The organism is Micromonospora sp. HNM0581 (genome assembly GCF_012726175.1).
Taxonomy (GTDB): Bacteria; Actinomycetota; Actinomycetes; order Mycobacteriales; family Micromonosporaceae; genus Micromonospora.
This window is the reverse complement of the sequence record NZ_JAASAD010000018.1, coordinates 32,000-53,504: the sequence shown is the minus strand read 5'-3', so window position 1 is coordinate 53,504 and position 21,505 is coordinate 32,000. Positions and strand designations below refer to the sequence as shown.

The 21,505-nt window shown below is 70.0% G+C and carries 20 protein-coding genes and 2 pseudogenes; 3 read left to right on the top strand and 19 right to left on the bottom strand.

All coding sequences use genetic code 11. The features are described from left to right. Positions 1–5: 5 nt before the first annotated feature. From coaBC to pyrR, 12 genes are all read right to left on the bottom strand, one after another. Positions 6–1,217 carry a bifunctional phosphopantothenoylcysteine decarboxylase/phosphopantothenate--cysteine ligase CoaBC gene (gene coaBC / locus HCA58_RS19415; RefSeq protein WP_169599253.1) on the bottom strand — a complete coding sequence of 404 codons (1,212 nt, stop codon included), beginning with the start codon at positions 1,215–1,217 and terminating at the stop codon, positions 6–8. A 14-nt stretch (positions 1,218–1,231) separates the two neighbouring features. Continuing rightward, the gene (gene rpoZ, locus HCA58_RS19410; protein WP_007075826.1) at positions 1,232–1,495 is read right to left on the bottom strand and encodes a DNA-directed RNA polymerase subunit omega; all 264 of its coding nucleotides are present in this window, start codon (positions 1,493–1,495) and stop codon (positions 1,232–1,234) included. Positions 1,496–1,548: 53 nt separating this feature from the next. After that, entirely contained in the window at positions 1,549–2,082 is a 534-nt protein-coding gene (locus HCA58_RS19405; protein ID WP_169599252.1) for a guanylate kinase, read from the bottom strand. Positions 2,083–2,107: 25 nt separating this feature from the next. After that, on the bottom strand, positions 2,108–2,425 hold the full coding sequence (gene mihF / locus HCA58_RS19400) for an integration host factor, actinobacterial type (protein WP_007458370.1): 318 nt from the start codon (positions 2,423–2,425) through the stop codon (positions 2,108–2,110). A 171-nt stretch (positions 2,426–2,596) separates the two neighbouring features. Then, the gene (gene pyrF / locus HCA58_RS19395; protein ID WP_169599251.1) at positions 2,597–3,433 is read right to left on the bottom strand and encodes an orotidine-5'-phosphate decarboxylase; all 837 of its coding nucleotides are present in this window, start codon (positions 3,431–3,433) and stop codon (positions 2,597–2,599) included. Positions 3,434–3,581: 148 nt separating this feature from the next. Continuing rightward, the gene (locus tag HCA58_RS19390; RefSeq protein ID WP_169599250.1) at positions 3,582–4,856 is read right to left on the bottom strand and encodes an adenosylmethionine--8-amino-7-oxononanoate transaminase; all 1,275 of its coding nucleotides are present in this window, start codon (positions 4,854–4,856) and stop codon (positions 3,582–3,584) included. Positions 4,857–4,962: 106 nt separating this feature from the next. Next, complete coding sequence (locus HCA58_RS19385) at positions 4,963–6,003, bottom strand: quinone-dependent dihydroorotate dehydrogenase (protein ID WP_169599249.1); 1,041 nt, start codon at positions 6,001–6,003, stop codon at positions 4,963–4,965. A 94-nt stretch (positions 6,004–6,097) separates the two neighbouring features. After that, a complete protein-coding gene (gene carB / locus HCA58_RS19380; RefSeq protein ID WP_169599248.1) occupies positions 6,098–9,466 on the bottom strand; it encodes a carbamoyl-phosphate synthase large subunit in 3,369 nt (1,122 codons plus the stop codon). Then, positions 9,459–10,622 (bottom strand): glutamine-hydrolyzing carbamoyl-phosphate synthase small subunit, encoded by a 1,164-nt coding sequence (gene carA / locus HCA58_RS19375; RefSeq protein WP_169599247.1) that lies wholly within the window; start codon positions 10,620–10,622, stop codon positions 9,459–9,461. Before carA ends, carB begins: the two co-directional genes overlap by 8 nt. 55 nt (positions 10,623–10,677) lie before the next feature. Further along, positions 10,678–11,955 carry a dihydroorotase gene (locus tag HCA58_RS19370; protein WP_169599246.1) on the bottom strand — a complete coding sequence of 426 codons (1,278 nt, stop codon included), beginning with the start codon at positions 11,953–11,955 and terminating at the stop codon, positions 10,678–10,680. Continuing rightward, positions 11,952–12,878 carry an aspartate carbamoyltransferase catalytic subunit gene (locus tag HCA58_RS19365; RefSeq protein WP_169599245.1) on the bottom strand — a complete coding sequence of 309 codons (927 nt, stop codon included), beginning with the start codon at positions 12,876–12,878 and terminating at the stop codon, positions 11,952–11,954. The genes HCA58_RS19370 and HCA58_RS19365 overlap by 4 nt, the downstream gene beginning before the upstream one ends. Before the next feature lie 55 nt (positions 12,879–12,933). Beyond that, positions 12,934–13,518: a bifunctional pyr operon transcriptional regulator/uracil phosphoribosyltransferase PyrR gene (pyrR, locus tag HCA58_RS19360; RefSeq protein ID WP_169599244.1), complete on the bottom strand. Its 585-nt coding sequence runs from the start codon at positions 13,516–13,518 to the stop codon at positions 12,934–12,936. 316 nt (positions 13,519–13,834) lie between these two features. On the opposite strand from pyrR, the gene HCA58_RS19355 reads away from it, so the two are divergent. Then, entirely contained in the window at positions 13,835–14,323 is a 489-nt protein-coding gene (locus tag HCA58_RS19355) for a transcriptional regulator (RefSeq protein ID WP_169599243.1), read from the top strand. A 68-nt stretch (positions 14,324–14,391) separates the two neighbouring features. Here the strand turns inward: HCA58_RS19355 and nusB are convergent, their stop codons facing one another. The 4 genes from nusB to aroB all read right to left on the bottom strand — a co-directional run bounded on the left by nusB (position 14,392) and on the right by aroB (position 17,097). Continuing rightward, a complete protein-coding gene (gene nusB / locus HCA58_RS19350) occupies positions 14,392–14,802 on the bottom strand; it encodes a transcription antitermination factor NusB (protein WP_205809128.1) in 411 nt (136 codons plus the stop codon). 23 nt (positions 14,803–14,825) lie between these two features. Further along, positions 14,826–15,383: an elongation factor P gene (efp, locus tag HCA58_RS19345; RefSeq protein ID WP_169599241.1), complete on the bottom strand. Its 558-nt coding sequence runs from the start codon at positions 15,381–15,383 to the stop codon at positions 14,826–14,828. Positions 15,384–15,562: 179 nt separating this feature from the next. Beyond that, on the bottom strand, positions 15,563–16,018 hold the full coding sequence (gene aroQ / locus HCA58_RS19340; RefSeq protein WP_169599293.1) for a type II 3-dehydroquinate dehydratase: 456 nt from the start codon (positions 16,016–16,018) through the stop codon (positions 15,563–15,565). A 2-nt stretch (positions 16,019–16,020) separates the two neighbouring features. Next, positions 16,021–17,097 carry a 3-dehydroquinate synthase gene (aroB, locus tag HCA58_RS19335; protein ID WP_169599240.1) on the bottom strand — a complete coding sequence of 359 codons (1,077 nt, stop codon included), beginning with the start codon at positions 17,095–17,097 and terminating at the stop codon, positions 16,021–16,023. Positions 17,098–17,248: 151 nt separating this feature from the next. Between aroB and HCA58_RS19330 the strand changes: the two are divergent. Further along, positions 17,249–18,103, top strand: a pseudogene (locus tag HCA58_RS19330) (cytochrome c oxidase assembly protein). A 72-nt stretch (positions 18,104–18,175) separates the two neighbouring features. Here HCA58_RS19330 and HCA58_RS19325 read toward each other — a convergent pair. Next, complete coding sequence (locus HCA58_RS19325) at positions 18,176–18,415, bottom strand: hypothetical protein (protein WP_169599239.1); 240 nt, start codon at positions 18,413–18,415, stop codon at positions 18,176–18,178. Positions 18,416–18,661: 246 nt separating this feature from the next. On the opposite strand from HCA58_RS19325, the pseudogene HCA58_RS19320 reads away from it, so the two are divergent. Further along, positions 18,662–19,264, top strand: a pseudogene (locus tag HCA58_RS19320) (transposase); the annotation flags it as partial. 372 nt (positions 19,265–19,636) lie between these two features. Here HCA58_RS19320 and HCA58_RS19315 read toward each other — a convergent pair. Next, the gene (locus HCA58_RS19315) at positions 19,637–20,293 is read right to left on the bottom strand and encodes a response regulator transcription factor (RefSeq protein ID WP_169599238.1); all 657 of its coding nucleotides are present in this window, start codon (positions 20,291–20,293) and stop codon (positions 19,637–19,639) included. Continuing rightward, on the bottom strand, positions 20,290–21,432 hold the full coding sequence (locus HCA58_RS19310) for a sensor histidine kinase (RefSeq protein ID WP_169599237.1): 1,143 nt from the start codon (positions 21,430–21,432) through the stop codon (positions 20,290–20,292). The genes HCA58_RS19315 and HCA58_RS19310 overlap by 4 nt, the downstream gene beginning before the upstream one ends. Between the last annotated feature and the right edge of the window lie 73 nt (positions 21,433–21,505).

The window sequence follows — 21,505 nt, the reverse complement described above, 5'->3', positions numbered from 1 at the left end:
AGCCGTCAGGAGGAGTCACCGGTCAACCGTGCGACCACCAGGTCCCACACCCCATCGGCGAGATCCTCCTTCGACCGCTCGGGTATCCGGGTGACCGAACCGTCCACGCCGATGACCGTGGCCGCGTTGGTTTCGGCGCCGAAGACCTTGTCCGGACCGACCTCGTTGATGACGATGAGGTCGGCTCGCTTGCGGGCCAGCTTGGCCCGTCCGTTGGCCTCGGCGTCGTCGGTTTCGGCGGCGAACACCACGAGCACCTGCTCCGGCCGGCGACGCTGCCCCAACTCGGCGGCGATGTCCGGGTTGGTGACGAGTTCGATCGTGGGTGCGGTGCCGTCGTCCGACTTCTTGATTTTGCCAGGCGCGTACGTCGTCGGCCGGAAATCGGCCGGAGCCGCCGCCATCACCACCACGTCGGCGTCCACTGCCGCCGTCAACGTGGCCGCCCGCAACTCCTCCGTGGTGCCGACGCGGACCAGATCCGCACCGGCCGGGTCAGGCAGTGCGACGTTGGCCGCGACAAGCGTTACCCGGGCGCCACGGGCGAGGGCGGCCCGGGCGAACGCGTAACCCTGCTTGCCGGAGGACCGGTTACCCAGGAAGCGCACCGGATCGAGTGGTTCCCGGGTGCCACCGGCGGTGACCACCACCCGACGGCCGGTCAGGTCGGCCGACGCCTCGGCGCCGCGGGCCAGGACCCGGCGGGCCACGGCGAAGATCTCGGCTGGCTCCGGCAGCCGCCCCTTGCCGGTGTCGGCGCCGGTGAGTCGCCCCACGGCCGGCTCGACGACCCGGACACCTCGGGCTCGCAGCGTCGCGACGTTGGCGACGGTGGCCGGATGCTCCCACATCTCGGTGTGCATGGCCGGCGCCAGCAGCACCGGACAGCGGGCGGTGAGCAGGGTGTTGCCGAGTAGGTCGTCGGCAAGGCCGTGGGCGGCCCGGGCCAGCAGATCGGCGGTGGCAGGCGCGACCACCACCAGATCGGCCTGCTGGCCGAGGCGCACGTGTGGCACCTCGTGCACATCGGACCAGACATCCTCGGCGACCGGCTGCCCGGACAGCGCCGCCCACGTCGGCGCGCCGACGAAACGTAGCGCGGCAGCGGTCGGCACCACCCGCACCTGATGGCCCGACTCGGTGAACAGGCGCAGCAACTCGCACGCCTTGTAGGCGGCGATGCCACCGCCGACGCCGAGAATGATCCGGGCGCTCATCGACGCGCGGAGAACTACGGCTGGTCGGTCGGCTCAGCGGTGAGCAGGCCCGCGTTGATCTCGCGCATCGCGATGGAGAGCGGCTTCTCCTGGGGCGTGGTCTCGACGAGCGGGCCGACGTACTCCAGCAGGCCCTCACCGAGCTGGCTGTAGTAGGCGTTGACCTGGCGGGCGCGCTTGGCGGCGAAGATGACGAGCGCGTACTTCGACGTCGTCTTCTCCAGGAGCTCGTCGATCGGCGGGTTGGTGATGCCTTCGGGGTTGGCGATGGATCCCACGGATAAACCTCTGCGTCTTTCGCACGGACCGCGCGTACACGCGGGGCCGGCACTCAACCGCGCGGTCGCGGTCGGGCCGGAGCCAGGAAGGAAGAACCGATGAATCCTACCAGTTCATCTACGACCCGCTCGATGCGGTCATGCGAAACGCTGAGGTCGAAGGCCGCCACGACAGGCAGCTCCGGTGGGCGACCGGGCGGATGGAGCAGGACGAGTCGTGCCTTCGGCCATCGGGCCCGGACCTGCAACGCCCCGTCGAGGTCCAGCGCGAGCAACACGGGCTGCCCGGCTGCGAGCCGGCGGCGCAGTGGGGTGATCTCCGTACCCCGTCGGTGGGGACCGAGCCGACTCCACTCCAGCAGTTCACCGGCGGCGAGCCGACCGTCGAACTCCTCCGGCGTGACGAAGTGTCGGTGGACGCCGTCAAGTTCGCTGGCCCGGCGGGGCCGGGTGGTGACCGCGACCGGCGTCCACACTGACGGAGAACGCGCCCGGACCAGCTCGACGACACTCTCCCTGCCGGCGCCGGAAGGGCCGGCCAGGACAGTGAGCCGAGCCGCCGGGCGCGCCTCGTCATCCAAGCTCACTGCTTGTTTCTACCCGCAGTCGTGCTCAGTTGGCGGCGAACTCCCCAAGCAGGGCCTTGCGCTGCTGCTCGCCGAGGCCACGGAGGCGGCGGCTATCGGCGATCTTGAGCTTCTCCATGATCTGAGTAGCCCGGATCTTGCCGATGCCCGGCATAGCCTGCAGCACGGCCGACACCTTGAGCTTGCCGACGACATCGTCGGACTCGGCCCGCTCAAGAACGGCTCCGAGGGTGGTCTTGCCCTGCTTGAGCTGCTCCTTCAGCTCGGCACGGGCTTTGCGGATCTCCGCAGCCTTTTCCAGCGCGGCAGCGCGCTGCTCGGGGGTCAGTGACGGGAGCGGCACCAGTTCTCCTCAGGTCCCTATAGCGACGGGCGGGACGCGCCGCCGCATCTGTGAAACGTGGTGTCGCTGTGAACCAAGGGGTTCCCAGCGCGGGGAAAACTAGCGGCCAAAGGAGCTTTCGGCAACGTGGGCGCGCGATGATCACCGCAAAGTGACCGAGCCATCAGTCAGTCACGACATCGCCAGAACCGCTCGGCACTCGACCACGGCGCGCTCTGCGGCAGCCCGTAACGCCTCCGGATCGGGTCCTGCGCCCAGCACCTCACGGGAGTACGCGGGCAGCACGGCGGGCAACGCGGAACCGAATACGACCCGCAGATCCGCCGCCGTCGCGCCCTGCGCTCCGAGCCCGGGTGCGAGCAGGGGGCCGTTGACCGCCGACAGGTCGCAGCTCGTCTTCCCGACCGTCGCCCCGATCACCGCACCGATACTCCCGATCGGCTCCGCGCCGGCGTTGAGCTGGGAAATCTCGTCGAGGACGGTCTGGGCGACGGTACGACCGTCGGCGTTGCGCGCCCGCTGCACCGAGGCGCCCTCGGGGTTGGAGGTGAGCGCCAGGACGAACACACCACCGCCGTGTTCGGCGGCCAGCTCGAACATCGGAGCGAGCGAGCCGACCCCCAGGAAGGGACTCGCGGTCACCGCGTCGACATGCATGGGACTGGATGGGTCAAGGTAGGCCGACGCGTAGGCGCGGACAGTCGAGCCGATATCGCCGCGCTTGACGTCGAGCAGAACGAGTGAGCCGAGATTTCGTAACTGTCGGATAGTTGACTCAAGTACCGCCAACCCTTGGGACCCGAATCGCTCGAAGAACGCCGACTGGGGCTTGACCACCGCAACCCGGTCACCGAGGGCATCAACGACTACCCGGGCGAACCGATCGAGTCCGGCCACGTCGTCGTCGAGGCCCCACCGGGCCAGCAACGCCGGATGCGGGTCGATCCCCACACAGAGCGGTCCACGCTCGTCGATGGCCCGGTGCAACCGGACGCCGAAACTCTCCACGAACCAGTACCTTCCTCTCGTCCTGCGCGGGTTCTTGCCCTTCCGCGCCTACTCAGCAGGGCCGCCAGAGCACCGCCGCGCTACTCCAATCCGCGACGACGCCCCCGGCCACCTACTCAAATCGATCGGAGCACACCCACACGCCTACTCAGGCCACCGCGATCGCTGCCGCGACACCCGACAGCAGAACCGCCAGATCGGCGTCCGTGGTGACGTACGGCGGCATGGTGTAGACCAGATCCCGGAACGGACGCAGCCACACGCCCCGCGCCACCGCGGCGACCGTGGCCGCGTCGACATCCACCTCGTGATCCAACTGGACCACCCCGATGGCGCCGAGCACCCGCACGTCCGCCACGCCCGGCGCGCTCCGCAGCGGCTCCAACCCGGACCGCAGCACACGCTCGATCCGTGCCACCTCTGCGGCCCAGTCTCCGCCCCGCAGCAGGCCCAAAGACGCGTTGGCTACCGCACAGGCGAGCGGATTGCCCATGAACGTCGGGCCGTGGGCGAGCACACCACCGGCCCGGATGCCCCGCGCAACCTCCGCCGTGCACAGCGCCGCGGCCAGGGTGAGGTAACCACCGGTGAGCGCCTTACCGACACAGAGCACGTCCGGAGTCACCCCGGCGCGCTCGGCGGCGAACAGCGTTCCGGTCCGACCGAAGCCGGTGGCGATCTCGTCGAAGATCAGCAGCACCCCGTGCGCGCGGGTCACCTCGCGCAGCACCCGCAGATAGTGCGGATTGTGGAAACGCATCCCGCCTGCACCCTGCACCACCGGTTCCACGATCACCGCTGCCAGCTCGTCGGCACTCCGCTCGACCGCGTCGACGAGCGCCGCTTCGTACACCGGATCCGGTGGGCTGTCGACGCCCCCGGGCGGCGCCGGGGCGAAAAGCTGTCGTGGCAGCACGTCCCCCCAGAGGTGGTGCATGCCTCCCTCGGGGTCGCAGACGCTCATCGGATGGAACGTGTCGCCGTGGTACCCGCCCCGCCAGGTGGCCAACCGGTGCCGCTGCGGGCGGCCGGTGGCCCGCTGGTACTGCAGGCACATCTTCACCGCGACCTCGACACTCACCGATCCGGAGTCGGCCAGGAACACGTGCTCCAGCCCGTCGGGCGTCACCTCGACCAACGTACGGGCCAGTTCCACGGCCGGGGCATGGGTCAGCCCGCCGAACATGACGTGACTCATCCGGCCGAGCTGGTCGGTCACCGCCGCGTCCAGCACCGGATGCCGGTAACCGTGGATCGCCGCCCACCAGGAAGACATCCCGTCGACCAGCGCACGGCCATCGGCCAGGTGTAGCCGCACCCCGTTGGCGCTCTGCACCAGGTACGGCGGCATCGCCGGGGGCAGCGCCGCGTACGGATGCCACACGTGCGCCGCGTCGGCGGCGAGAATCTCCTCCGGTGTCACCGGCCCTCCCTTGCGCACCTGGTCCTGCTTCACCCGCGACGGTTTCCGCGCCGACCACGGGCAGCCGATCAAGCTGAGCAGAGGCCCGACCCGGGTAGGTGGTCCGTCAGACCTCGGTCGCGTGCGGACGCGCCGTACCCACAGCGGCACGGGCGACAGCGCGGGGCAGTGCCGGGCCACGGTAGATGAACCCGGTGTAGAGCTGCACCAGGCTGGCACCGACGTCGAACATGCGGGCGGCGTCGTCGGGATCGACGATGCCGCCCACCCCGACGACCGGCAGTCGCCCGCCTGTCTCGGCATGCACGAAGGCGACCACCTGCCGCGCACGGTCAGCCAGGGGGCGGCCGGACAGCCCACCGGCCTCGCCGGACCGTCCCCGGTCAGCCGGGGCCAACCCGTCCCGGCCGAGAGTCGTGTTCGTGGCAATCACCCCGGCGGCGCCACGGGCCAGGCACACCTCGAGCAACTCGGCGATGGCCGGCTCGGTGAGGTCGGGCGCGATCTTCACCAGCACCGGTTTCTCCCCCACCAACGCCGCCAGCAGGGCATCCAGGTGCTCACGGTCCTGCAACGCCCGCAACCCGGGGGTGTTCGGTGAGGAGACGTTCACCGCGAAGTAGTCGCCGTGACCCCGCAACAGGCGGTACGACTCGCGGTAATCCGCCACCGCGTCCTCGAGGGCCGCCACCTTCGACTTGCCCAACGAGATTCCCAGCGGTACACCGAGCGGCCGGGGCAGCGCCCTGAGCCGGTCCGCCAGCGCCTGCGCCCCGGCGTTGTTGAAGCCCATCCTGTTGATCACAGCCTCGCTGTCGACCAGCCGGAACAGCCGGGGCCGGGGGTTACCCGGCTGCGGGCGTGCCGTCACCGTACCCACCTCGACGAAGCCGAAGCCCAGCGCCGGCCACGCCGGCAGCGCCACCCCGTCCTTGTCCATGCCGGCAGCCAGGCCGACCGGGTTGGCAAACCGCACCCCGAACACCGTGCGTGGTGCGGCCACCGCGTACCGGGCCCGCACCGCCGCCAACGCCACCGGCATCCGGGACAGCGCCGCCAACCGCCGCAGGGTGAACTCGTGGGCCACCTCCGGGTCCGCACCCCCCACCCGGAACAACCCCCGCCGCACCGTCCGTTCGAAGATCACGCCATGTCTCCTCGCACCCGGCCGCCGAACACGAGATTGCCGCCACGACCCGTCGAGGCCGACGACAACCTCACGATCGGGGAGAGTCGGGGATTCACCGGGCGGGCCGGAGGGCGGCGTGCAGGGCCTGGAGGGGGCGTACCTGCATGTCGCCCTGGATCCGCGCCTCGATGCCCATGACGGCGGCGGCAGCACCGGGGACGGTGGTGATGCAGGGGATGTCAGCGGTGACCGCGGCGCTGCGGATCTCGTAGCCGTCCGAACGGGCGCTGGCACCGGACCCCTGGGGCGTGTTGACGACCAGGGCGACATGACCACCGAGGATCAGTGACACCGCGTTGTCCTCGGTGCCGGCCTCGTAGTGCTTCGGGACCTGTTCACAGGCGATGCCGTACCGCCGCAGCACCTCAGCCGTACCGCTCGTCGCGACGATGTCGAACCCGAGATCCGCCAACCGCTTGATCGGAAAGATCATTCCGCGCTTGTCGCGGTTGGCCACCGAGACGAAGATCCTGCCCTCGATGGGCAGCGACCCGTACGCCGCCGACTGCGACTTGGCGAAGGCGTGCCCGAAGGAGGTGTCGATCCCCATCACCTCACCTGTCGACTTCATCTCCGGGCCGAGCAGCGAATCCACGCCCTTGCCGGCCGGAGTGCGGAACCGCTTGAACGGCAGCACCGCCTCCTTCACCGCGATCGGGGCGTCCGGCGGCAGCGAACCACCGTCCCCGGTCTCCGGCAACATGCCCTCGGCGCGCAGCTGCGCCAGGGTCGCACCGAGCGCGATCCGGGCCGCCGCCTTCGCCAACGGCACCGCCGTGGCCTTCGAGACGAACGGCACGGTACGCGAGGCACGCGGGTTGGCCTCCAGCACGTACAGCGCGTCGTCCTTCAGGGCGTACTGCACGTTGAGCAGTCCACGTACGCCGATGCCCCGCGCGATCACCTCGGTGTACCGGCGCACCTGGGCCAGGTGCGAACTGGCCAGGGTGATCGGCGGCAGGGCGCAGGAGGAGTCACCGGAGTGGATGCCCGCCTCCTCGATGTGCTCCATGACCCCGCCGAGGTAGACCTCGCCGTCGGCGTCGCAGAGCGCGTCCACGTCGATCTCGATGGCGTCGTCGAGGAACCGGTCCACGAGCACCGGATGGTCCGGCGAGATGTCAGTGGCCCGGCCGATGTAGTCGCGCAGCGTGGCATCGTCGTAGACGATCTCCATCCCGCGCCCACCCAGCACGTACGATGGCCGGACCAGCACCGGATAGCCGATCTCGTCGGCGATCTCCTTCGCCTCCTCGTACGAGGTGGCGGTGCCGTGGTCCGGGGCGCGCAGGCCGGCCCGCGCGAGCAGCGACCCGAAGGCGCCCCGCTCCTCGGCCAGGTGAATCGACTCCGGCGAGGTACCCACCACCGGCACGCCTGCGTCCTTGAGCCGTTGCGCCAGCCCGAGCGGGGTCTGCCCACCCAACTGCACGATCACACCGACCACACCCGGTCCGCCGGCCGCCCGGCCGGAGGAGTCCTCCGCGTGCCAGACCTCCAGCACGTCCTCGAAGGTCAGCGGTTCGAAGTAGAGCCGGTCCGCGGTGTCGTAGTCGGTGGAGACCGTCTCCGGATTGCAGTTGACCATCACGGTCTCGTAGCCGGCGCCGCCGGCCGGCATCGGCGCGCCCCGCAGCGCCATGACCGCATGCACGCAGGAGTAGTCGAACTCGATGCCCTGCCCGATCCGGTTCGGCCCGGAACCCAGGATCAGCACCTTCGGCCGCGCCGAGCCGACCACCTCGGTCTCCGCGTCGTAGGAGGAGTAGTGGTACGGCGTGGTGGCCTCGAACTCGGCGGCGCAGGTGTCCACCGTCTTGTAGATCGGCCGGATGTCGAGACGGTGCCGCAGCGTGCGCACGCCGTCCTCGGCGGCCAGCTCGGGGCGCAGCGCGGCCAACTGCCGGTCGGACAACCCGGCCCGCTTAGCCCGACGAAGCAGCTCCGCGTCGAGTACCGGCGCCGCCACGATCTCGGCACGCAACTCGACGAGGACGGCGATCTGATCGAGGAACCACGGATCGATGCCGCCGGAGGCGGCGCTGACCTCAGTGATCGAGGCACCGAGCCGCAACGCCCGCTCCACCGTGTAGAGCCGACCGTCATGCGGTGTGCCCAGGGCGGCGAGGGTGTTCTCCCGCGTCGCCCCCTGCGGATCGGGCACGCTCCAGAAGCCGGCGGCCTTGGTCTCCATCGAGCGCATCGCCTTGTTCAACGCCTCGGTGAAGTTGCGTCCGAGGCTCATCGCCTCGCCGACCGACTTCATCGTGGTGGTCAGCTCCGCGTCCGCGCCGGGGAACTTCTCGAACGCGAAGCGGGGGATCTTCACCACCACGTAGTCGAGCGTCGGCTCGAACGCGGCCGGTGTCTTCAAAGTGATGTCGTTGGGGATCTCGTCGAGGGTGTAGCCGATGGCCAGCTTCGCGGCGATCTTCGCGATCGGGAAGCCGGTCGCCTTCGACGCCAACGCCGAGGAACGGGACACCCGAGGGTTCATCTCGATGACGACGATGCGGCCGTCGGCCGGGTTGACCGCGAACTGGATGTTGCAGCCCCCAGTGTCCACCCCCACCTCGCGCAGCACCGCGATGCCCAGGTCGCGCAGGTGCTGGTACTCCCGGTCGGTGAGCGTCATGGCCGGTGCCACCGTCACACTGTCACCGGTGTGCACACCCATCGGGTCGAGGTTCTCGATCGAACAGACCACCACCACGTTGTCGTGGCGGTCCCGCATGAGTTCGAGTTCGTACTCCTTCCAGCCGAGCACACTCTCCTCGATGAGGACCTCGTGCACCGGGCTGGCGGCCAGCCCGGCACCCGCGATGCGTTCCAGGTCCGCGTCGGTGTGTGCCATGCCGGAGCCGAGGCCCCCCATGGTGAACGACGGCCGGATCACCACCGGCAGGCCCAACTCGGCCACCGTCTGCCGAACCTCGTCCATCGAGTGGCAGACCCTCGACCGTGGTACCAGCGCCGACGGGTCGGCCACCCCGAGGCGTACGCCGGCCTTCGCCACGATTTCCTTGAACAACTGCCGGTCCTCGCCGCGCCGGATCGCCTCGATGTCGGCGCCGATCAGCTCGACGCCGTACTTCTCCAACACACCGGCCTCGTGCAACGCCACCGCGGTGTTCAGGGCGGTCTGTCCGCCCAGGGTGGGCAGCACCGCGTCGGGCCGTTCCTTGGCGATGACCAGCTCGACGAACTCCGGGGTGATCGGCTCGACGTAGGTGGCGTCGGCGAACTCCGGGTCGGTCATGATGGTGGCCGGGTTGGAGTTGACCAGGCTGACCCGGATCCCCTCGGCGCGCAGCACCCGGCACGCCTGGGTGCCGGAGTAGTCGAATTCGCAGGCCTGTCCGATGACGATCGGTCCCGACCCGATCACCAGGATGTGCTGCAGATCGGTCCGCTTAGGCATTGGTACGTCCCCCACTGAGAGCCCGGCCCTCGATCAGCTCGGCGAAGCGGTCGAAGAGGTAGTCCGCGTCGTGCGGACCCGCCGCCGCCTCCGGGTGGTACTGGACGGTGAAGGCGGGTACGTCCCGCGCCCGCAGCCCCTCGACCACGTTGTCGTTGAGGCAGACGTGCGACACCTGGACGCCACCGAAGTCGGTGTCGATCACCTGGTCGGGCACGACCGCCCCGCCCCGGACGCCGGGAACCTCGACGGCGAAGCCGTGGTTGTGGCTGGTCACCTCGACCTTGCCGGTGGCCCGGTCGAGCACCGGCTGGTTGATGCCCCGGTGGCCGTAGCCGAGCTTGTAGGTGCCGAAGCCGAGCGCCCGGCCGAGGATCTGACTGCCGAAACAGATACCGAACAGCGGCACCTCGCGACGCATCACCTCCCGGGCCAGCGCCACCGGAGCGTCAGCGGTCGCCGGGTCACCGGGGCCCGGTGAGAAGAAGACCGCGTCGGCACCGGTGGCCAGCAGATCCTCGATCGTCGAGCCGGCGGGCAGCACGTGGGTGGTCACGCCCCGCGTGGCGAGTCGCCGCGGCACGTTGCGCTTGATGCCCAGATCCAGCGCGGCCACCGTGAACCGGTGCTCACCCTCGGCGTCGACCACGTACGGCGTCGTGGTCGTCACCTCGGCGGAGAGGTCCGCGCCGAGCATCTGCGGGGACCGGCGGACCCGTTCGAGCAGCGCCTGGGGGTCGTCCTCGACGCTCGAGACACCGACCCGCATCGCGCCTCGGTCACGCAGGTGGCGGGTCAGCGCCCGGGTGTCCACGCCACTGATGCCGACGACGCCCTCGGTCGCCAGCCGGTCCTCCAGAGCACCGGTGGCCCGCCAGTTGGAGCTGACCCGGGCCGGATCGCGCACCACGTAACCGGCCACCCAAATCCGGCGTGACTCGTCGTCGTCGACGTTGACGCCGGTGTTACCGATGTGCGGGGCGGTCTGCACCACCACTTGACGGTGGTACGACGGGTCGGTGAGCGTCTCCTGGTAGCCGGTCATCCCGGTGTTGAAGACCGCCTCGCCGAAGGTCTCCCCGACGCTGCCGTACGCCTCGCCGTGGAAGGTGCGCCCGTCCTCCAGGACCAGGATCGCGGGTCGTCTGCGGCTCATGCGGCCCCTCCGATCCGGACCGCGGTGCTCCGCCGTGCTGTGCTGCTCGCTCGGCTCACTTGACTGCCTTTCCGTCCAGGACCGTCGCCTCGCCACGCAGGAAGGTCGCCACGATGCGACCCGGCAGCGTCATCCGGGCGTACGGGGTGTTGCGGCTGCGGCTGGCCAGTTCCGCCGGCTCGATCTCCCGACGGGCCGCCGGGTCGACCAGGGTGAGGCTGGCCGGCGCACCGGGGGCCGGGTCGTGGCCGTGTTCGGTCAGCCCGGCGATCCGGGCCGGGGTACGCGACATCCGCTCGGCGATCAGCTCCCACTGCGGCCCCAGCACGTCGAGGGCGATCGACAGCGCCGTCTCCAGCCCGAGCATCCCGGGCCGGGCGTACGCCCACTCGCACTCCTTGTCCTCCACGGCGTGCGGGGCGTGGTCGGTGGCGATCATGTCGATCACCCCGTCGACGAGCGCGGCCCGGAGCGCGGCGACGTCGGTGGTCGTCCGCAGCGGCGGGTTGACCTTGAAGACCGGGTCGTAGGTTTCGGCGCGGGCATCGGTGAGCAGCAGATGGTGCGGGGTGACCTCGGCGGTCACGCGTACCCCTCGGGCCTTGGCGTGTCGCAGCACCTCGACGCTGCCGGCGGTGGAGACGTGGCAGACGTGCAGTCTGCTGCCGACGTGCTCGGCCAGCAGCACGTCCCGCGCGATGATCGCCTCTTCGGCCACCGCCGGCCAGCCGGTCAGACCCAGTCGGGTGGAGACCTCACCCTCGTGCATCTGCGCGCCCTCGGTGAGCCGGGGCTCCTCCGCGTGTTGGGCGATGATGCCGTCGAACGCCTTCACGTACTCCAGGGCACGGCGCATCAGCCGGGGATCGGCGACGCAGTGCCCGTCGTCGGAGAAGATCCGAACCCGGGCCGCGGAGTCGGCCATGGCGCCGAGTTCGGCCAGCCGTTCACCGGCCAGACCGACGGTGACCGCGCCGATCGGCTGCACGTCGACCAGTCCGGCCTCGCGGCCGAGCCGCCACACCTGCTCCACCACACCGGCGGTGTCGGCCACCGGCGAGGTGTTCGCCATCGCGCAGACCGCGGTGTAGCCGCCGAGCGCCGCCGCCCGGGAACCGGTTTCGACGGTCTCGGCGTCCTCCCGGCCCGGTTCGCGCAGGTGGGTGTGCAGGTCGACCAGGCCGGGCAGGGCGACCAGCCCGTCGGCGTCGACCAGGGTGGCGTCCGGTGCGTTCAGCCGCATGCCGGTCTCGGCGACGACGCCGTCGCGGATCAGCAGGTCGGTCGGCGCGGCGCCGAGGACGCTGACGTTCCTGATCAGGTACGAGTTCACCGGTTGTTCCCCCCGAGCAGCAGGTAGAGGACGGCCATCCGGACGGAGACACCGTTGGCGACCTGTTCGACGATTGTGGAGCGGGGTGAGTCCGCGACCTCCGGCGTGATCTCCATGCCCCGGTTCATCGGGCCGGGATGCATGACGATGGCGTGCTCCGGCAACCGTCCCATCCGCGGACCGTCCAGACCGTAACGGCGGGCGTACTCGCGGGCGGACGGGAAGTAGGAGTCGTTCATCCGTTCCCGCTGCACCCGCAGCATCATCACCACGTCCGACGAGGGCAGCACCGCGTCGAGGTCGTAGCAGACGCCGGTGTCCGGGGCGAGAGCTGCGGCGATGTCGACCGGGATGAGTGTGGGTGGCCCGACCAGGGTCACCTTGGCACCGAGGGTGGACAGCAGCAGCACGTTGGAGCGGGCCACCCGGGAGTGCAGCACGTCACCGACCACCGCCACCGACAGGCCGGCCAGTCGACCCAGCCGGGCCCGCATCGTGTACGCGTCGAGCAGCGCCTGGGTCGGATGTTCGTGGGTGCCGTCGCCGGCGTTGACCACCGAACCGTCGACCCAGGCGGCGAGGCGGTGCGGGGCTCCCGAGGCGGGATGGCGGACGACCACCGCGTCGGCCCCCATCGCCTGCAGGGTCAGCGCGGTGTCCTTCAGGCTCTCGCCCTTGGCGACGCTGGAGCCCTTCGCCGAAAAGTTGATCACATCGGCACTGAGCCGTTTCGCCGCCGCCTCGAACGAGATTCGGGTGCGGGTCGAATCCTCGTAGAAGAGGTTGACGACGGTCCGGCCCCGCAGGGCGGGTAGCTTCTTGACCTCACGCCCGGCGACGGCGGCCATCTCGGCTGCGGTGTCGAGGATCTGGGTGGCGGTGTCCGCGTCGAGGTCAGCACCGGAGAGCAGGTGCCTGATCATGAGCGATGCCCCTCTCCGTCAGTGGCTGTGGTGCTCCGTGCGGCACTGCCGGCGCTCACCGGGCCTCCTCGCCGTAGAGCCGGACCTCGTCCGTGCCGTCGATCTCGGCGAGCGTCACCTTGACGCTCTCGGCCAGGGCGGTCGGAATGTTCTTGCCGACGTAGTCGGCCCGGATCGGCAGCTGCCGGTGCCCCCGGTCGACGAGGACGGCCAGTTGCACGGAGGCGGGCCGCCCCAGGTCACCGAGCGCGTCGAGGGCGGCCCGGACGGTCCGACCGGAGAAGAGGACGTCGTCGACCAGGATCACCCGTCTACCGTCGATGCCCCCGGCCGGTACCTCGGTGGGACCGACTGCCCGGGTGGCGTGTCGGCGTAGGTCGTCGCGGTAGAGAGTGATGTCGAGCACGCCGACCGGCACGGAGATGCCCTCGAAGGCGCTGATCCGGGCGGCGAGGCGGCGCGCCAGGGGGGCACCTCTGGTGGGGATACCGAGCAGCACGGTGTCGGTCGCACCCTGAGTCTTCTCGAGGATCTGGTGCGCGATGCGGTCGACGACACGCGGTAGGTCGACGCTCGCCAGAATCACCTTCACCGAGGGTTGTGGTGGCGGTGACGATCGGGCAGCCGATGGGTAGGCCACGGCGGACCTCCTTCCCCGCCTCACGGGACGGGTCGTTAAAGGACGTCGGGTCCTCCCGGCCGGCCGCGCGCGGCCGGCGGAGGGGCTGCGGCAACGTTACCAGTGGTCGTCGCCGCATCTACAGGCGGGCACCAGGCACGACTCTGTCGCCAATCGACATTCGCTGACTGCCCAATCAGCCAGACGAAACGGGACAACTCACCCGGGGTGCGCAACAGGAAGATCGCGACCACTTGACCACGTGTACGAATCCCCGTACCGTCACGCTCCGTAGCGAATCGCTGGGAGAACCCCGAGCAGCACTGGGAGTGTCCGAATGCCCTCTGAATACGCCAAGTCGCTGGGCGCCCGCCTGCGCTCCATCCGCCAGCAGCAGGGCCTTTCCCTGCAGGGAGTGGAGGAGAAGTCGAACGGGCGCTGGAAGGCGGTGGTGGTCGGCTCGTACGAGCGCGGCGACCGGGCCGTCACGGTGTCCCGTCTGGCCGAGTTGGCCGAGTTCTACCGTGTGCCGGTTTCGGAGCTGCTGCCCGACGGCAGCGGGGTTCGACACGAGCCCACCAGCAAGATCGTCCTGGATCTGGAGCGCCTCTACGACCAGGCCGGTGAGGACCTCGCCTACGTTGCCCGCTACGCGCGTGCCATCCAGCAGCAACGCGGCGACTACAACGGGCGGGTGTTGTCGATCCGCGCCGACGACCTGCGTGCCCTCGCCATCGTCTACGACGCCTCGCCGTCCGGTCTGATCGAGCGGCTGACCGAGCACGGCGTGCTGGTCGCCGACCCGCGGGCATTCTTCGCCTCCTGAGGTTCGACTACCCGAAAAGGGCCCGTGCCGCACGGCACGGGCCCTTCGTCGGTGCGCAAGAGCTTGCGTCAGCGGGTCGCGTACTCAGCGATCCTGCCGAGCAGACCGTTCAGGAAGCGCGGCGAGTCGTCGGTCGACATCTGCCGGGCCAACTCCACCGCCTCACTGATCGCCACCGCGTCGTCGATCTCGTCGAGATACAACAACTCGTAGACGGCGATCCGGGCGAGGTTGCGGTCCACCACCGGCATCCGGTCCAGCGTCCAGCCCTCGGCGTAGCTGGAGATCAGCTCGTCGATCCGGTCGAGGTGCCCGGCCACCCCCTCGACCAGGCCGACGGCGTACCCCAGATGGTCGGGGCGGGGCTTCACGATCCGCTCGACATAACCGGCCAACACCTCGACCGGCGGACGATCCCGCAGATCAGCCTCGAAGAGCACGTCGAGCGCCCGCTTGCGCGCCTTACGGCGCGCCGGCATCTGCTGCTTCGGCCCCTCAGCCATCAGGCGCGGCCGAGGTAACGACCGTCGCGGGTGTCAACCTTGATCTTCTCGCCGGTGGTCACGAAGAGCGGCACCTGGACGGTCGCGCCCGTCTCCACCGTCGCCGGCTTGTTGCCGCCCGTAGAGCGGTCCCCCTGTAGGCCCGGCTCAGTGTACGTGACCTCCAGCACGACAGAGGTCGGCAGCTCGATGTAAAGCGGCACGCCCTCGTGGGTCGCCACGATCGCCTCAGCCTCAGGCAGCAGGTAGTTGGCCGCCTCACCGACCGTCCCACCCAACACCGTGATCTGGTCGAACGTCTCCATGTCCATGAAGACGTAGTCCTCGCCATCGGCGTACAGATACTGCATGGTGCGCTTGTCGACGGTCGCCGTCTCCACCTTGGTGCCCGCATTGAAGGTCTTGTCGACCACCTTGCCGGAGAGCACGTTCTTCAGCGTGGTACGCACGAACGCACCACCCTTACCGGGCTTGACGTGCTGGAACTCGACGACGGCCCAGAGCTCCCCGTCGAGGTTGAGTACCAGGCCGTTCTTCAGGTCGTTGGTGGTGGCCATTTCCTGCCTTGATCATGATTTGGCGGACAGACCTGGCAAGTCTACTAGCAGCTTCCCGGCCCGCCGACCGGCGCCGGTCGGCCCTCGCCCCCCACACGGACGCGACCCGGCCCACCCAGTCGCCCACTGACCGGCCACCACCACCCGACCCCACACAACTGCGGAGGGTCACACCGCACTCAGTCGATCTGCCCGTCAGTCGGCCCGGACATCCGGTTGGCCAGATAGCTCAGCGCGAGACGGTAGCCGTCCACGCCGAACCCGCAGATCACGCCGGTTGCCACCGCCGAGACCACCGAGTGGTGACGGAACTCCTCCCGCGCGTGGATGTTGGAGATGTGCACCTCCACCAGCGGCCCGCGCAGCATCGCGCAGGCGTCCCGCACCGCGATCGAGTAGTGCGACCAGGCCGCCGGGTTGAGCACCACGGCGGCGCCCTCGTCGGCGGCGGTGTGCAGCCAGCCGAGCAACTCGTGCTCGGCGTCGGTCTGCCGCACGACGACGTCCAGGCCCAGGTCCCGCCCGGTCGTCTCGCAGAGTTTCACCAGATCGGCGTAGCTGGTCACCCCGTAGACGTCGACCTGGCGGGTGCCCAGCCGGCCCAGGTTCGGCCCGTTGAACACGTACACCCGCATGGTCATCGGGCCACTGCGGCGTAGGCGGTGTGCAACAGGTCGTCGTCCGGGCCGTCGAGGATCGCCGGGCGGGCCAACCCGTCGAGCACCACGAAACGCAGCCGGCTGCCCCGGGCCTTCTTGTCGACCCGCATGGTGGCCAGCAGGCGAGGCCACGCGTCGGCGTCGTAAACCGTCGGCAGGTCGAGCGCCGTCAACACCGCACGGTGCCGCGCCGCGGTGGCCGCGTCCAACCTGCCGGCGAGGCGGGCCAGCTCGGCGGCGTACACCAGGCCGACCGACACGGCGTGACCGTGCCGCCAGCGGTAACCCTCGACCTTCTCGATCGCGTGGGCCAGCGTGTGCCCGTAGTTGAGCACCTCCCGTACGCCCGACTCACGCAGGTCTCCCGCGACCACGTCGGCCTTGACCCGGATGGCCCGCTCGATCAGCTCCCGGGTGACCTGCCCGGCGGGGTCGGTCGCGGCGGCCGAGTCGGCCTCGACCAGGTCGAGGATGACCGGATCAGCGATGAACCCGCACTTGACCACCTCGGCCAGCCCGGCAGCCAGGTCGGCCGGCGGGAGGCTGTCCAGCGTGGCCAGGTCGGCCAGCACGCCGACCGGCGGGTGGAAGGCACCCACGAGATTCTTACCGGCGGCGGTGTTGATCCCGGTCTTGCCACCCACCGCCGCGTCGACCATGCCGAGCAACGAGGTGGCCACCGGCACCCACCGCACCCCGCGCAGCCAACACGCCGCCACGAACCCGGCCAGGTCGGTGACCGCGCCGCCACCGATGCCGACCACCGCGTCGGTGCGGGTGAAGCCCGCCTCACCGAGCTGGTCCCAGCACTGCGCCGCCACATCGACGTGCTTGCTGGCCTCGGCGTCGGGCACCTCGATCGGCAGAGGCGTCACACCGGCCGCCGCCAAGCCGGCACCGACCGCGTCGGCCAACTCCTTCAGGGGCGGCGCAAACAGCACCGCGGCCCGAGCGGCATCGGGCAGCAGGCCAGGCAGCGCGTCGAGCAGGTCGCGGCCGACCAGCACGTCGTACGGCCGCTCGCCACCGACCGGGATCCGGGTCACCTCGTCCATCGCCGGGAGCCTAGCCCACCCACCGCCGATCCGACCCGCGCAGCCACCGGATGCCCGAGGGTTGGAACGACGTTTAGCGCTGCGCGTACCGGGCACGGGCAGCCGGGGGCCACGGACGGGGGAATCGACCACCGACCCCGGGCCGACAGGGGTGAGTCCCCCGCTGGTGGTCAGTCCGGTCCTGATCTCGACGCACGGGGCCGAGCACGCCGCCACCGTCGGCCCGGCACTGCTCGTACCGTTGCTGGCCGGCTGGCTCTACCTGGCCGCCGCACTGCGGCAACACGCCCCCGACCGGGCCGGCTGGAGCCACTGGCGCACGGCCGCCTTCGCCGCCGGGTGCGCCCTGCTCGCCACCGCACTGCTGGTGCCGACCGACGACCTCGCCGGACACATGTGGCAGCACCTGCTGCTCGGCATGCTGGCGCCGCTGGGGCTGGTGCTCGGCGCACCCGGCATCCTGGCCCTACGCCGCCTCGACCGGTGAACCGGGCGGGCGGCACTGCGGATGGTGGGTTATCCGGCGCTGCGACCGCTGACCCACCCGGTCACCGGGCTGCTGCTCACCGCCGGCGGGCTGTGGCTGCTCTACCTCACCCCGCTGTACCGGGCCACCCTCGACAACGCGGCCCTGCACAACCTGGTCAACCTGCACTTCCTGCTCAGCGGGCTGCTGTTCACCTGGTCGATCGCCGGCCCGGAACCCTACCCGCACCGGGCCCGCGTACCGGTCCGGCTGGTGGTGCTCGGCGCGGCCGTGGTCGCCCACGCCAGCCTCGCCCAACTGATGTACGCGGGCCTGCTTGTCGACGTGCCGGCGACTGCGGAGCGGCTGCGCGCCGGCGCGACGGTGATGTACTACGGCGGCGACCTCGCCGAGATCCTGCTCGCCCTCGCCCTGCTGACCACCTGGCGCCCGACGCCGAGAACACGCCGGCTACCGGCGTTGGCCAGCTCGACATCGATTGCGCCGCCCGGTGGCCAACCACCTGAACCCACACGATGACCCCGAGCCAGCCGCCCTCTCGCCTGGTCCCGCCACCCGGACCACGATCCGTCAGGATCAACCCGCCCGCCATCATTCGGCGGTTGACGGCTCGCACTCGTCGATCAATCGCCAGGCATCGAAGAGCTTCGACTGCGGGGCGAACAGGTCGTTCAGGTAAGTCGTTGGACGCTCGTGGCGATCATCGCTCGGTAGCCAGACCGAGTCGCACTCCGGGCACAGCAGGAACACACGGCCGTCGTCACGTACCCGGTACCAGGTCTGCCAGTCCTGCCCGCATGCCGTGCAGGCAACCCGATCGGAGTCGTTCATGCACACTGCCTCGGGTCCGCGATCGGATACGCAGTGATCACCACGTCGACATTCTCCATCACAAGACAGAGATGACGTTCCCCAGCCGTCCCGATCTGGCTGTTCATGGGAATTCCCCACCACGCCCTGTCGCGGACGACCGCATTCAGCATGGTCCCGTCTCGCGAAAGCCACGCCGCGTCGATCATTGGGAAGACCTCATCTTCGGGACACGGGCGTTTCAAGATCATGATGTGAGTCCGAGGCGTGCGCGAGGCGATCCGGGCTGCGACCGGCTGGGCTCCCGCCGTCGACACCGTCGGTGACCTGCGTGAACATGCCGAGGTCTGCGAGATCACGGGCCTGTTCGACGCCACCTGCTGGCCGGAGGGCACCCGGTTCCTGGTCCGCCGGGAACGCCCGCACCCCGGTGCCCAACTGTCGCTGTTCGACACCATCGAGGGCTGGCGGCATCAGGTCGTCGCCACCGACACCCCACCCGGCGGCGGCAGCGTCCAGTTCCTGGAGGCCCGGCACCGGGCACACGCCCGCGTTGAAGACCGCATCCGCACCGGCAAGAACACCGGTTTCGGCCGGTTCCCGTCCCGACACTTCGCCATCAACCAGGCCTGGCTCCAGTTGGCGCTGACCGGCATCGACCTGCTCGCCTGGACCCAGAACCTGCTCCTGGACGGCGAACTGGCCACCGCCGAGCCCAAGAAGCTGCGTTACCGGCTGCTACACGTCGCCGCCCGGATCACCCGCACCGCCCGCAGGACACGACTCGCCATCGCCGCCAACTGGCCCTGGGCCAACGCCCTGACCAGCGCATTCAACAAGCTCGCCGCACTACCCCGGCCCACCGGCTGACGTCGAGGCTCACGCTCCAACCCGCAACACGGAGGAACCCGGCCCAGCGCCGGGCCCTCAGCATGCCAACAAAGCGGCAAAACCAGCGCGAATCAACTTCATCGATAACAAGCTATGGATCCATGCTCAAGTGAAAGACCGAGGCTAACCGGCACGCACCGTCACCACCGAATGTGAGACAGAGCCGAGTTCGTCGCGGACCCGCATGGCCAGCGTCGGCTTCCGGAACGCCGCCCGGGCCACGGCCACCGTCTGCTCAGGAACCTCCGCAAACACCCCGTCCGCCGTCCGCCGCCACGGCACACCGCCCGCACGGCCTCACCGACGCCATGCGCACCGTCCGTGGCCCGTCCAGGCGTTCCGACACCACCGTCACGCCACCGTGACCAGGCCGGCCTCATAGGCGGCGATGACCAGGTGGACCCGGTCGCGGGTGCCCAGTTTGCTCAGGAGCCGGGTGACGTACGTCTTGACGGTCGTGTGGCTCAGGAGAAGCTCGTCAGCGATCTCCGCGTTGGACAGACCCCGGCCCACCAGCGTGAGCACCTCGCGCTCGCGCTCGGTGATGCCGGTCAACTGCCGGCGCGGGACGGCAGGTGCGGTGCGGGTGCCGACAAAGTGCCTGATCAACCGGCGGGTGACGCTGGGAGCGAGTAGGCCGTTACCGTGCGCGACGGTCCGGACCGCATCGAGGATGTCGTCCAGCGGCATGTCCTTGACCAGGAAACCGGCGGCACCGGCCTGCAACGCCCCGAACACGTGATCGTCCTCGTCGAAGGTGGTCAGGACCAGCACGTGGGTCTCCGGCGACTGCCCAGTGATGCGCCTGGTGGCCTCGACACCGCCCATCCCCGGCATGCGCAGATCCATCAGGACGACGTCCGGTTTCAGCTCGCCGGTCAGCCGGACCGCCTCCTCCCCGGTCTCCGCCTCGCCGACGATCACCAGATCGTCGGTCTCCGCGACGACCATACGCACCGCCGAGCGGACGAGCGGCTGGTCGTCGACGACCAGAATCCCGATGCTCATCGCTCGCCCCCGGGCAGCGGAAGGTAAGCCGACACCCGGAAACCGCCCTCCGGGCGCGGACCCGTAGCCAGCGTGCCGCCCAGCGCCTCGACCCGCTCCCGCATGCCGATCAGGCCGAACCCGGGATCAAACCGTCGCCCGCGACCGGCGCCGTCGTCGACCACCTCGACGGACAAGTCACCCTCACGAAAGTCGATCAGGACGCGGCAGGCGTCGGTGCTGGCATGGCGCATCACGTTGGCGACGGCCTCCTGGACGATACGGTAAGCGGTCGTGTCGATCTCCGGAGGCAGCGCCCGGGGCCTCCCGAGCTGGGTCACCTCGACGTCCATGCCCGCGGCCCGGGTGGTCGTGAGGAGATCGTCGACGTCGGTGGTGAGCAAAGGGCCGGGCTCGACGTCCCGCAGCGCGGAGAGGGCGCGGCGCAGCCCGGCCAGAGTCTCCCGCCCGACCTTCTCGATGGTGCCGACCGCTTCCCGGGCTGCGTCCGGCTGCGTCCGCATGATCCGGCCCGCAGCGCCGGCCTGCAACGTGATGACCCCCAGACTGTGCGCCACCACATCGTGCAGGTCCCGGGCGATACGCAGCCGTTCCGCGCTGATCAGCTCGGCGGCGGCCTGCTCGCGAGCCTCGGCGGCCCGCTCCCGTGCCTGCCGGGCCACGGTGCCGATCAGAACCGCCGTGCACAGGGACAGCGCCATGCCGGGCTCCGAAGGGGTTCCGCCCTCGATGCCCGGTATCGAACGGGCGGCCAGAAAGGCGACGAGCACCGCCAGCGCCAGGCCGGCCCCGGTCAGCGCCACCCGACGGGGATACCAGGCTGCGACGATCGCCAGCGCGATGTCGACCGGGAGGATCTGCGGCGCCCAGATCTCCGGCTGCCGCCAGGCCAGCGTGGGGATCGCGATGCTTCCGAGGAGGAGCGCGATGGCGAGCAGCGGCGATCGCCGCGTCAGCAGGCCGCCGGCCAGCGCCGCGGCGGCGGCGACCGGCAGTGTCACCAGGCCGGTGGCCGAGGAGAGGACACCCGGTGGGAACAGCGACGACCAGCGCTGGTCGGGCGGCTCGGTGATAAACCAGGCCCAGGGGTACACCGTGGCCAGCCAGCCGGTGAAGGTGATGTACGGCGCCACATGCACAGCTCAGAATTTAGTCGCGGGAATTCACCGGTGCATCGGTCCACGGTTGTACAACCGTGGGTGACATCCGGGC